Annotated in this window: 1 pseudogene; it reads right to left on the reverse strand. The window is 64.4% G+C overall.

The annotated features are described in order from the left end of the window. Positions 1 to 192: 192 nt before the first annotated feature. Positions 193 to 292, reverse strand: a pseudogene (locus B2J89_RS22110) (organic hydroperoxide resistance protein); the annotation flags it as partial.

Below are 292 nucleotides of genomic sequence, written 5' to 3' on the forward strand. Positions count from 1 at the left end.
TTTCTACAAGAACGCCAGCATCACAGGCGGCCTGCTGCTGCTGGCCATCACCGGGCCGGGCCGGTACGCGCTGTGGCGCTAACCCCCCACCGGCGCGTTCTGTCTGCGGCGCCCGTTTTTGCATGAAAAGAGCCGCAAACGCTTGTGGGGAAAGCGCCTGCAGCTCTCTTTTTTGATTTCTACGAGCGGCGCTCAGACGAGCGTGAGCGTCACGTCAATGTTGCCGCGCGTGGCGTTGGAGTAGGGGCAGACCTGGTGGGCATCGTCGACCAGCTTCTGGGCCGCCGCGCGG

The sequence above is a fragment of the Acidovorax sp. SRB_24 genome, from assembly GCF_012931925.1.